This window comes from Chitinophaga sp. HK235 (assembly GCF_018255755.1).
In the GTDB taxonomy this organism is placed as follows: domain Bacteria; phylum Bacteroidota; class Bacteroidia; order Chitinophagales; family Chitinophagaceae; genus Chitinophaga.
Map to the genome: position 1 here is coordinate 1266090 of NZ_CP073766.1, position 14059 is coordinate 1280148.

1 protein-coding gene is annotated in these 14059 nt (G+C 48.8%); it reads right to left on the reverse strand.

Annotation, left to right across the window (positions count from 1 at the left end; all coding sequences use genetic code 11):
• Positions 1–33 precede the first annotated feature (33 nt).
• Positions 34–14055: a non-ribosomal peptide synthetase gene (locus tag KD145_RS03830; RefSeq protein WP_212004588.1), complete on the reverse strand. Its 14022-nt coding sequence runs from the start codon at positions 14053–14055 to the stop codon at positions 34–36.
• Between the last annotated feature and the right edge of the window lie 4 nt (positions 14056–14059).

A 14059-nucleotide genomic window follows, 5' to 3' on the forward strand; every position in this document is an offset into this window, starting at 1 on the left:
CTGTTATTTAAGGGTAGTCGAATAGGTGAAGCATTATAGTTTTATGGTTTTCATTTCTTCAAATGCGGGCGTAAAATCAGCCTGGCTAACATTTATATATTTAGCCAAAGCGTCGATCGTGGGAAGCTGGAAGAAAATGCTGACTGGTATTTCTATGCCCAGCTCTTTGTGGATGGCCGCATTCAGCCGCATCACCAGCAGCGAGTGACCACCCAGTTCGAAGAAGTTATCGTGGACGCCTATACGTTCTGTTCCCAGCAACTCCTGCCAGATGCCCGCCAACAGCTGCTCGGTGGCCGTTTCCGGGGCTACATAATTTTCCGTCTGCAACAACGCATCATCCGGCAGGGGCAACGATTTCCTGTCCACCTTTCCATTCGGTGTCAGCGGCAGCGCATCCAGTGTTACCAGTACAGCAGGAACCATATAGGCCGGCAAACGCCCTTTCAGCCATGATTGCACCGTTTCCTTATCATAGTCTGCACGGGGAACCACATAGCCCACCAGCCGCCGGTGACCAGATTCATCTTCCTGTGCCACCACTACCGCCTGATGTACCTGCTCATTACTGGATAGCACACTCTCCACTTCTCCCAGCTCGATGCGGTAGCCGTGGATCTTCACCTGTTCATCCAGACGACCGCCGTAAGCGATCGTTCCATCCACCAGCCAGCGTCCCAGATCTCCCGTACGATACATCCGCGCTCCCTGCACAAACGGGTCAGCTACAAACTTCTCTTCCGTCAGCGATGCACGGTTCAGGTAACCGCGACCTACGCCAATTCCGCTCACACAGATCTCACCCCAGACACCCACCGGACAAATACAACCCCGTTTGTCCAGCACATAGATCCGTAGGTTCTGCACAGGACGACCCAACGGCACCGTCGATCCGGACGGCGCTGAAGACATCATATGATGCGTAATATCATCTGACGCCTCTGTGGGACCATACGCATTCACTACCGGTATACCGCCATAAGTTGCATGACTAAACCATTGCTCCAGTAACGCTGCACTCACCTCCTCTCCTGTTACCAACAGGTAACGCAGCCCGTTTAATGGAGTGCTGATGCCCGACTGCAACAACGACGACAGATAAGAAGGCACCAGCTCCAGTATGGTGACCCCGCTGCGACTCGTGAGGGCAAGCAACGATGATGGATCGTAGATGACTGATGATGGATAAATAACCGTTGTGCCTCCGCAGACCAAGGCAGCAAACATCTGCCATACTGATATATCAAAGCTGTAAGTGGCTGTTTGTGCGATCACCGATTGTCCATCTATTTCAAGTGTATTGATCTTGGCATACAAATGATTCAACAGACCCTGGTGCTCGATCATCACTCCCTTGGGAACACCTGTAGAACCGGAGGTATAGATCACATACGCCAGGTGATCAGGACGAGGTACCGGTAGTCCGGATACAGCTATATCGGTTGTATTTACGAAAATGTCTTCCAGTAATACAATTGTGGCATCCGTAGCCGGAAGCTGGGCTGATAAGCCCGCACTGCTCAATATCACGGAAGCTCCCGTGTCTGACAGCATATACAAAATCCTTTCTGCAGGATAAGATGGATCAACAGGCACATAAGCCCCGCCGGCTTTCAGGATGCCCAGTATGCCGATCACCATATCCGCTGATCTTTCCAGGCATACCGGCACCAACGTTTCAGACTGTACACCCTTGCTTTGCAGATAAGCCGCTACGCGGTCCGTTCTTATCTCCAGCTCGCGGTAACTAAGCGCCACGCCTTCATACAACAAGGCGGTATTGTCTGGCGTCCGCCCTGCCTGTTCACGGAAAAGGCCCACCAGCGTATTATCCGAAGGATATGCCACCCTAGTATCATTGAAGGTTTCCACCAACAGCGTCTTTTCTTCTCCGCTCATCATCTCCAGCAGACCGGTTTCTTCGGAAGGATTATTTACTACTGACCAGAGCAGCTGCTCATAGTGACGCTGCAGCCCTGCTATCGTAGCGCCGGTGAACAGGTCTGCGCAATATTCTATATACCCGCTCAGTCCTGTCGCGCTTTCCTCCAGCGATAAAGTCAGATCGAATTGTGTGGTGCTATGCGATAAGCTCTCCTGGGATAACCGCAGCCCATTCAGTTCCAGGTCTGGTACTTCCGGGGTGTTCTGTAACTCGAACATCACCTGGAACAACGGATGACGGCTTATATCCCGTTCGCGCACCACCGCTTCCACCACTTTCTCAAAGGGCGCTTCCTGGTGATCATAGGCTGATAACGTGGTATGCTTCACTTGTTCCAGCAGCGATGCAAACGACTGCTCACTGCTGACATGACTACGCAGGACCAGCGTGTTCACAAAAAAGCCGATCAGTCCTTCCACATCCTCACTGGTACGACCAGCCACAGATGTGCCCACACAGATGTCTTCCTGCCCGCTGTAGCGATGCAACAACACCTTGAAGGCCGCCAGCAGCGTCATGAACAGGGTCGTTCCATGCTGGCGCGACAACTGCTTTAACGGAGACAGCAACCGTTCGTCCAGGTGGAACCAGTGTATGCCACCCCGGCTGCTCTGTACCGACGGACGGATATAATCACCCGGAAGCTGTAGCGTCGTAAAGCCCTGCAGCTGCGACTTCCAGTAATCCAGTTTTTTCTCCAGTACCTCTCCTGACACATAGCTGCGTTGCCAGATCGAATAATCTGCATACTGCACCGGCAGCGGTGGCAATGTGATGGAATGCCCCGCGGCATAGGCATTGTACAACGCGGCCAGCTCCCGCACGATGATACCGGTGGACCAGCCATCTGATGCAATATGATGCATGGTCACCAGCAGCAGATGATCTTCAGCACCCTGTGTTACCAGATGTGCACGCAGCATATGATCCTGCGACAGGTCAAAGGTTTCCTGACTTTTTACCGCCAGATATGCGGACAAGGTACTTTCGTCTGCGGTACGGAGGGTATCCGCCGCATGCGTCAGTTCCCATCTGTCGGCTGCCAGCACCTGCTGATACGGCATGCCTTCATACGGTACCATCACGGTGCGCAGCACTTCATGACGGTTCACGATGGTGCGCAATGCTGATGACAACGCGGCTACATCCAGGCGGCCATGCAGCCGCAGTACAGCGGGTATATGATAAGGTAAACTACCTTCCAATTGATCGATGAACCACAAACGTTCCTGGCTATACGATAATGGTATGCGTTCACTTCTTTGGACGGCCTTTACAGGCGGTATCTGTGAAGATTTATCCAGTCCCTTTACATATGCTGCCAGCTGCGAGACAGTAGGATAAATAAAGATATCCCTCACAGTCAGTTCTACTTCCAGTTTCTTGCGGACAGCAGCAACTACCCTTATTGCAAGCAGAGAATGCCCACCCAGTTCAAAGAAATTATCGCGGGTTCCTATACGCGGTGTTGCCAGCAAATGCTCCCATATATCTGTCAATGTCTGCTCCATTGTATCAGCTGGTGCTACATAGACATCTGTAGTATATGCCCCGCTATCGGGTTCCGGCAAGGCCTTTTTATCTATTTTACGGTTGGCGGTTAACGGCAGCTGATCAAGTTTCACAAACACAGCAGGGATCATATACTCCGGCAATTTTCCTTTCAGATAAGCCAGCAATGCATCCTTGCTGAATGCAGCACCGGGCACAATGTATCCAACCAGCAGATTATTGCCAGCGGCGTCCTGTTTCACCGTCACTACACACTGGCTTACCAGTTCACTCTTTAATACGATATGCTCAATTTCACCCAACTCTATACGGAACCCGCGAACCTTTACCTGATCGTCTGCACGACCAATGTATTCCATGTTGCCATCCGGCAGCCATCTTCCGAGGTCACCGGTACGGTACATTCTTTCACCGGGGCAGAAAGGATCTTCCACAAATTTCGCTGCTGTCAGTTCCGGGCGGTTCAGGTAGCCACGGGCTACTGCCAGGCCGGCCACACATATTTCGCCGGGCACACCCTGCGGGCACAGCTGCAGGTTGTTGTCCAGCACATACATCCGTAGGTTACGAATAGGGGTACCTACCGGCACCTGCACTACATCCGGTGCTTCATTCATGAAATAGAAGCTCACGTCGTCAGATGCCTCCGTGGGCCCGTAAGCGTTAGCTACCGTAATATTTCCAAAACGTTCGTGCGCAAACCACTGCTCCAGCAGGGAAACAGTGACCGCCTCTCCTGTCACCAGCAGGTAATCCAGCGACTGCAATGTTACATCCGACTCTTCCTGCAATACAGAGGTAAGATAGGAAGGTACCAGCTGTAACAACGTCACTCCCTGCTCCTCCACTGTTTTAATGAACAGGTCGGGGCGATGTATAAGACTTTCTGTATAGATGACCGTTCTGCCTCCGCACACCAGCGCATTCACCATCTGCCATACAGAAATATCGAAGGTATAGGGAGCAGTAAAAGCCAATATGGTGGAAGGATTCATGTCGAATTCCTCTATCATGGCCAGCAGGTGGTTTAACAGACCTGCATGTTCTACCAGCACACCTTTGGGTTTTCCGGTAGAACCGGAAGTATATAATACGTAGGCAAGATGTTGTTGCGTGGCAACGGGTGGTAATGCAGTTCGTGGCTGATTGTTTAATATATCTTCTTCATCTGCTGATATTACAGCTGCTGTTATATCTGCAGGCAGCAATACACTACTGCGCTGATTCGTAACCACCACCTGTGCTGCGGTCTCTTCCAGTATATATCGTACCCTTTCTTCCGGGAACTTAGGATCAATGGGCACATAAGCTCCACCGGCCTTCCAGATAGACAGTACCGCGATGATCATTTCAGGGCAGCGGTCTATAAACACCGGTACTTTGCTGTCGGCTCCAATTCCTTTACTACGCAGGAGATACGCCAGTTGATTGGTACGTTCATGAAGTGAGTGGTAGGTGATTTCCGTTTCTTCAAACTGAATAGCCACCGCGTCGGGATATCGCTGCACCTGTTCTTCAAACAGCGTCACCACGGTCTGATCTGCCGGCAGGTCAATCACCGCGCCGGTAGCAAACGTCTGTAACGTTTGTTTTTCTGCGGTAGTCAGTATGTTCAGTGTACTGATCTGCTGTGCCGGAGCTGCTATTACTGAGCGCAACAACTGCTCAAAATGTCTTGTCATCCGTTCGATTGTAGCCGCATCAAATAAGTCGGTACAATATTCTGCGTAGCCTTTGAGGCCATCAGCATCTGCTTCCAGGCAGAAGCTCAGATCAAACTGTGTTGTAGTTCGTTCTACATCTTCTCTTGCCAGCTGAAGATCCCCTAACTTCAGATCTGGTATATCCGGCGTGTTCAGTAAATCGAACATCACCTGGAACAAGGATGTCCTGCTCAGGTCTCTCTTCTTTTCCACCGCTTCCACAATCATCTCAAAAGGCACCTCCTGGTTATTATAGGCGGTGATCGTTGTCTCTTTTACCTGATGCAGCAATGCTGTAAACGAAGGATTATCGCTCAGATCACTGCGCAAGGGCAGTGTATTCAGAAAGAAGCCAATCAGGTTCTCTGTTTCCTGTTGTGTTCTTCCGGCAATAGAAGTACCTACGCAAAGGTCCTCCTGTCCGCCATACCGGTACAGCAACACTTTGAATGCAGTCAGCAATGTCATAAACATGGTAACGCCTTCCCGCAGGGATAGCGCCTGCAACTGATCAGTTAACGCGCTGTCCAGGCGGAACCACAGAATCGTTCCGCGGGTGCTCTGAATAGCAGGACGCGGGTAGTCTGTAGGTAATTGCAATACCGCTGTATTCTTCAGTTTATTTTTCCAGTAGTCCAGTTTTTTATTCAGCAAGGCGCCTTCCTGGTAAGTACGCTGCCATATGGCAAAATCAGCATATTGCATGGCCAGCGGAGATAACAACGGAACAGTACCCGATTCAAATGCCCTGTACAATTCGATCAGTTCATTCATCAGTATTGAAACGGACCAGGCATCAGCGGCTATGTGGTGTATTATCAACACGAGTGCATGCTCATCAGCGGCAATCTTCAGGAGATGGGCGCGTAACATATGATCACGCGAGAGATCGAAGGGAATGGTTCCCAGAAAACGGACATAAGACTGAAAAGTGTCCGGGTTATATTGGTACGGCTCATGATCTGTTGTACTGAACTGCCACAGATCTTTGTCCAGTATATGTTGATACGGAATACCTGCACCTGGTTTGATCACGGTGCGCAGCACCTCATGCCGGTTAACGATGGTCTGCAATGCCCTGGCCAGCGCCTCATGATGGAGACGACCTTTCAGCCTGAACATCCCTGACATATGATACGGCACACTGCCCTCGAGCTGGTCTATAAACCACAGCCGTTCCTGGCTGAATGAAAGCGGAATATACTCCGGCCTTTCATATACAGTTTTTGCGGGTAGCGCATGCACAGGAATTTTCTCAGATAACTGATCTGATAACGCTGCAATGGTAGGGTACTCAAATACCACGTTGACGGGAACTTCAACATTCAGCTCTTTTCCGATTGCTGTAGTGAGTCTTATCGCCAGTAATGAATGACCACCCAAATCAAAGAAGTTATCATAAATACCTACCTCTTCGCGGTCAAGTAATTTCAACCAGATCTTTTTCAGCAACTCCTCCGTTTTATTGCGGGGCATTGCCTCAGTACCTGCTGACAAAGCCTTTCCATCAGGGTCCGGTAGCGCCTTTTTATCGATTTTACCATTTGCAGTGAGCGGCAACGCATCCAGCTCCAGCAGTACAGCCGGCACCATATAACCGGGCAATCTGTTATTCAGGTAGGTAATGATGGCGGCCCTGTCAAAATTACCCTCGGGTACTACATAGCCTGCCAGATAATTGCTACCGTCACTTCCCTGCCTGGCAAGTACCACTGCTTCTCTTACCAACCCCGATCCGGACAACGCACTTTCAATTTCACCCAGTTCTATGCGGAAACCGCGGATCTTCACCTGTTCATCCCTACGGCCAAGATATTCGATATTCCCGTTGGGCAACCACCGGCAAATATCTCCTGTTTTATACATCCTTGCCCCCGGTGTTACATCAAATGGATTGGCCACAAATTTCCCTGCGGTCAGCGCTTCTTGTTGCAGGTATCCCCTTGATACACCTGTACCCGATATACAAAGTTCCCCCCAGATGCCGACAGGGCATAACTGTTGCTCATTGTTTACGATGTATACAATGGTATTATTTACAGGGATACCTATTGGAGGTATTACATCTTTGTCTTTCTCCGATAATTCATAATAGGTTGTGATTACACTATTCTCTGTAGGCCCGTAGTTGTTGAACAACCTGCATGTTAAACCGGTTATATCCGTCGGACCTAGTCTGTCGCCACCGGTAAGCAGGTATTTCAGCGCAAGTGGTTTATTTCTTATTTCTCTTATTACATCTCCGAAGATGGCAGTAAAAACAAGACTGTGTGTGATCTCATGCCGGGCGTATATTCGTTCGAGATCATGAGGGGAAGATCGTACCGTATCATCCAGCATAAATACAGTAGCGCCGCTACACAAATGCGGCCACACTTCCCAACCAAAAACATCGAAGCCTACCCCGGTAACCACTGTTGCCCTGGATGATGATGTAACATCATAAGCCTTCGTATACCAGTGAACCATGTTCATCAGGCCCTTATGTGCAATCATCACTCCTTTGGGATTACCTGTTGAGCCGGAAGTATAAATTACATTTGCCAGCTGCTCTGCATCCAGAGGTATTCCCGTCTCCGTTACCGGATAGGCAATAGCATCATCCGGTACAATTACTTTCACAGGTGTTTCTCGCCCTGTAAGGTCCAGTATAATATCATTGCTGGTAATAATTATTTCTGCACCGGTATCGGTCAGCATATAGTTGATACGTTCCGGTGGATAGGCCGGATCAATGGGCACATAGGCGCCGCCCGCCTTCATAATTCCAAGCATAGCTACTATGATCTCTGGCGTGCGTCCCATGCAAACCGGTACCAGTGTTTCCTTTCTCACACCAAGGCTGCGCAGGTACTGAGCCAGCCGGTCAGACTGTTCATGTAGCTTACCGTAAGTCCATCGGGTGTCTCCTGAAACGAGTGCTGTAGCGTCCGGAGTACGGTTAGCCTGTACAGTGAAGTAGTCCACAACCGTCTTATCATCCCCGTATATGACCTTCGTATTATTGAATACTTCCAGTAACTGATGTTGCTCTTCCTTCGTTAATACTGCCAGGTCTCTGATTTGCCTGATATCAGTAGTGGTTATCTGCTGTAATACATAAACGAAATGCCCTTGTATTCTCTCTATGTAAGCGCTATCCAGCAGATTGGTATTGTAACCGAAAAGGATGCTGATTTCCCGACCTGTGGTAACTCTTATCCCTAACGGATAATTCATTTGTTCGTGCAGTACGGCACCTTCCGTACGCGAGCGCCATGATTGGGATACCGGAAAGTTCTCGAAGGCGATGAAGCTGTCAAAAAGCTCTTCATCTGCCTCTACCCATTGTTGCAGCTCACTAAGTCCTACATACTGATACTCCCTGCTTTGTAACTGCCCTCCCTGTAATTCGTGCAGCCATTGAGTGATGTTTGCCGAAGGATCAATTTTTGTATACAGGGGCAGGGTATTAATGTAAAGCCCTACACGCTGCTCTATACCAGGCAGATCTTCAGGGCGGCCGGATACCGTTACGCCAAAGGCAACGTCATTGCAACCTGTATAATGATACAGGAGATAAGACCATACTCCCTGCATCAGCGTATTCACTGTAATACGATGCTGCTGTGAATATTGCTGTATCTGATCCGTAAGACCTGTATCCAGCCATATCTCTTTTTCAGCATAAACGCCCTGGCCTTTCGTGCGGTCAGCGGCAGCGGCAGTAAATGATAATGTACCCGTTTCAGCGATGCCAGTCAGATAGTTCTTCCAGTATAATTCCGACTGCTCTTTATCAACCTGTTGCTGATAACGGATATAATCTTCATAATTATCATCCGGCAGTACCGGCAAAGGTTTCCCAGCCACCAGTTCATCATAGGTAGTGAACAGTTCCTCCATCAGTATTTGTAGCGACCATCCATCCAGCAGAATATGATGAAAAGTCCAGAGTACATGGTAGTAGTCTGCTTTCAGGCGGATCAGCGCAACGCGCATCAACGGCGCCACTGTAAAATCCAATCCTTGCCGGCGGTCTTCCGCCTCATATGCCAGCAATGCGTTTTCCTGTTCTTCACTGTCAAGATCAGTATAATCCAGCACAGTAACCGGCAGATCGGCCTTGTGGTATACGCACTGAACAGGGATGCTGAACATGCCGTGATAAAATCCGCTTCGCAGAATACTATGCCGTTGCAGCAGCTGCTTCCAACTTTGAATGAACAGCTCTTCATGCTGTACAGACAATCTGTAATTCAATTGTTCTATATACAGGCCTGCCTGTTCATTATACAACCGGTGAAACAACATACCTTCCTGTAATGCGCTTAACCGGTACAAACGCTCTACCTGTGGCCGCCTTACAACACCCCGGTAGGTATCATTTAAAAAATCATCTAGTTCTTCATTGCTCACTACACCACCTAACCCGTAATCAGCAGGAGTATAAGCAGGAGTTGCTGCATTCGCCACACAATGATCAATCAGCGCATGCAGGTGAGATAAATAGTTGTCTGCGAGTGTCGCCACACTTTCCGGTGAAAAGTGCCGGGTGCTGTAACGCCAGTAGAACTGTAATTTCCCGTATTGTACGATACAATTGACAGCTATTTTCTCTGTTATCGTATAACCGTCACCGATACCCGCTCTCAGCGCGTCACCGGTTATATTTAAATGATCACCACCGCTCAGGAAACTATCCAGTTGCCCCAGGTAATTAAATACCACATCGGGATAAGCTACCTCTTGCAGAAAATCTGCCTTATGCATGTATTTTAACACCCCATATCCAATGCCTTTGTCTGGCACACAGCGCAACTGCTCCTTTATATCTTTCAGCAATGCGCCGGAAGAACTGCTACTTCCGGCATCCAGCAATACCGGGTAGATACTTGTAAACCAACCCACAGTATGACTGATGTCTGTTCCTCCTGTAACCTCCTCTCTGCCATGCCCTTCCAGTGCAACGGATACAGCAGAAGCACCATTCCATTCCGACAGCGTGAGCGCCAGCGCAGTTAAAAGTATATCATTGATCTCGGTGTGATACGCCTGTGAAGACTCCTGCAACAGCCGTTGTGTTTGTACAACATCAAGATTATTACTATAGGAAGATGTTTCTCCGAAGGTGACATCTCCGTTGTAGGATGTATCAGTCCTTAATGGAAGCTGTTGCTGTACAACCTGTTTCCAGTAACCGGTTTGTTCCTGCAAACGCTTTCCTTGTCCGTAGGCCTCCAGCGCATGGAGCCACTGACGATAGCTGGTACCTTTGGGCCCCAATATTTTTTCCCGGTCCTGTGGCGCTGTTTTAAGGAGCAGCTCCAGGTCCGACAACAGTATGCGCCAGGAAACGCCATCTATAGCAAGGTGATGTACTACCAGCAGCAAACGGTTATGCGATTCAGTGTCTGGTGTCAGTAATAATGCAGCACATAACAGTTTACCTTTTAAAATATCGGGCTGGCGCTGATAGTATTGCTCGTAACTTGCGATCTCGGCATGCAGTCTTTCCTCGGGTAACCCGCGCAGGTCAATTGTTTCCAGCCCGCCTTCAAAGGCGCCGTAATGCTGTTCCCAGCCCTTTTTATCATGCTTGTAAACAAAGCGTAGTGCATCATGGTAGGCGACCAGCAATTGTATCGCCTGCGTCAGTGAAGCTGTTTCGGTATGTTTGTTTACCGTTAATAAAATATATTGGTTAAAATGATTATCTGCATCATATGGCGCTTCAAAATACATTTGCTGAACAGGCAGCAGTCCGCTGTTTCCCTTCAGCTGACCCTGTTCTTCCTGTACAGTATGCTGCTGTGGCTGATCAAGTAATGCAGACAGACCGGCTATTGTCTGGTGCCTGAATATGTTATTGGGCTGTAGTTCCAGACCGGCACGCCGCATACGGCTTACCAGCTGGATCGTGATAATTGAATCTCCGCCCAGTTCAAAGAAGTTATCATATATACCCACTTTACTGGTGTGTAATAATTCCTGCCAGATATTGGCCATTAATGCCTCTGTTTCATTGCGGGGTGCAACGTAACTACGTGCAGGCATGTCCGTATCATCCGGTTCTGGTAGCGCGTGCCGGTCCACCTTCCCATTGGGATTCAGTGGCAGCAGTTTCTGCTCAATAAAGCGGGCAGGAATCATGTATTCCGGCAATCTGTCTTTCAGGTAAGCGATTATTCCATCCCTGTTAAAGTTACCTTCAGGCACTACATAAGCAATCAGCCGCATATTACCGCCGGCATCAGCTCTCGCCACCACTGCCACCTGGCTCACCATTTCGCATGAGGACAGCACACTTTCAATCTCGCCCGGCTCAATGCGGTGACCACGGATCTTTACCTGATCATCGATACGGCCCAGATATTCTACATTACCATCAGGCAGCCAACGCCCCAGATCTCCGGTCTTGTAAAGCCACTTGTTTTCTCCTCCACTGAATTTATCTGCAATAAACCGTTCAGCTGTCAACGCCGGACGATTGAGGTAACCACGGGTAACCCCTGCTCCTCCGACATATATTTCTCCTGCCACGCCTACCGGCATTATCTGCATGGAGCTGTCCAGAACATAAGCCTGACGATTATTCAACGGGACACCTATTGGTGTGTTCTCCCGCAAACCATGTTTTGTAATGGAATAACATAAGGAGAAAGTTGTATTTTCCGTAGGCCCGTATCCATTAATAATATCAATATGAGAATAAACACTACGGAGTTTTCCGATATGTTTCTCAGAGATTTTTTCACCACCGACCAATACGGCCTGAAGCTTTTCAAAGACGGTGATATCTGTATCTACCAACTGATTAAACCAGCTTGCCGAGAAAAACATCTTTGTGATCTGGTGTCCGTGCAGATCCTGTTTTAACTGCCCCGCATCCAGCAGGTTATACCGCGGACTCAGTACCAACTGGCCACCATTCAGCAATGCGCCCCAGTATTCGAATGTAGTGGCATCAAACGAAATCGATCCCGCGCACAAAATGGCATCCTCCGGAGTAAATGTTGTATAGCCGGCATTGCGGACCAGGCTTACAACATTAAGATGAGTAACCATTGCTCCTTTAGGTTGTCCTGTTGAGCCGGAAGTATACATCACATATGCCAGATGTCCCGGATTTATATCAACTGATTGTATTGCAGCACCCACCTGCTTATCTGACAGATTCAGTGTATCAATACAGACGGTTGTTACATTTCCGAACAAGTGTTGATAGGTGCTGTCAGCCAGTGCCACGGTGCACCTGATGTCTTCCAGCATATAATTAATACGGGCTGCGGGATAATGCGGATCGACAGGCACGTAAGCTCCGCCAGCCTTCAATATGCCCAGTATGCCAATCATCATTTCCAGCGATCTGTCTACGCAAACAGGGACCAGGCTTTCCGTTGTTACGCCTTTAGCGCGGAGATGGTACGCCAGCTGATCTGACTGTTCATCCAACGTGCGATAGGTTAGAAAACGATGCTCAAATACGACAGCTGTCGCCTCAGGTATGCGCGCCGCCTGCTCTCTGAATAATGAAACGATCGTACCGTTGTATGGATAATCAGCAGTCGTGTTGTTGAAACTTTTCAGCAGGGCTAGTTCCTGTTCAGGTATTACCCGGATGTTCTTTACTTTCTCCTGTAATCCTGATCCAAACTGACTGAAGATAAGCAGGATCCGCTGAAGGAATAATCTCACCTCATCGGTAGTGAAATACTGTAGCTGGAAATCGATCTTTATTTGTAGCGGATGATGTTCACTATAGTCTCTCCACCAGAACTCCAGCGGATACCGCCCGGAATTATTGGGCACATCAGAAAATACTGCCTGCAAGTCTTCGCCAAAGTCAAGTTCAAAATCAAGCGCTGCATAGTTGACAACAACTTCCACGAGATGATCATCAGCAGCGTTGATTTTAAGGCGCCTGCTAAGATCGCCTATGGTATAGTTCTGATGCCGGTAATCCCTTTTCTGGGCGGCAACGACACCTTTTATCAGATCTGCCAGCGTCATTTCGCCATCATACATTCCTTTAAATGGTAGTATGCCGGCAAACATGCCAACCACATTACGTTGTACCCGGCCTCTTCTTTTATGCAGCGAAGTGCCAAAGACCAGTTCAGACTGTCCGGATGTGCTCGCGAAATATATCATCAGTGCGGCAATAGTGAGCTGTTGCAGGCTGGAACCTGTTTTCGCCTGTATATCATCCAGGAGGTCTTTCTCAGCAGCAGTAAGGTCTGTTACAAGTGTGTCTGTCGCCTTATGGCTGTTCTCTTGCTGCTGGTACATCTTCCGCAATACCTGCACCGGTTTCTGTGGTATTATTTCCTGCCAGTACTCTCTGTCAGCAGCATAAGCAGCTGTGTTATAATATGCTGCTGCGTCCTGGATTTCCTTTTTATACGAAGGATAGGTGAACGCTCCGGGATCATCCGTCAACAAGGCTTTATACTTCGCAGCCAGGTAATGAAGACTTAATGAAACCCCATATCCATCGGTAACTAAATGATGACACTTGAGCACATACCAGTACTCATCTGGTGCTACCCTGACCAGGTAATGCTCTGCCAGAGGATTTTCGGGCTTTATGACGAAGGGAATATTAAACAGCTCTTTTATCCATTGGCCGGCGCGCTCTCGGTCATTGCTAAAATCGAGCTCTGTTAACTCCTGTTGCTGATATTCATCTTCAAAGCATACTCCAGGCTCCTGACTATCCGGATCAAATCTCATTCTGAAAGCATCGTGCACAGCCGGTAGTGATTTCACCGCCTTTATAAACGTCTCCCTGCACAGGTTTCCGGTCAATTTCGTATAGCCGCCAATATTGTAATATGGGTTCTCTGCATTGATCAACTGATCCATGTATACATCCTGCTGTGCAGGATGTAATGGAATAATCTGTTGTAACATAATT

Excerpts from the sequence above, each read along its gene's own strand:
- KD145_RS03830 (WP_212004588.1), bottom strand. The coding sequence starts at position 14,055 with ATGTTACAACAGATTATTCCATTACATCCTGCACAGCAGGATGTATAC.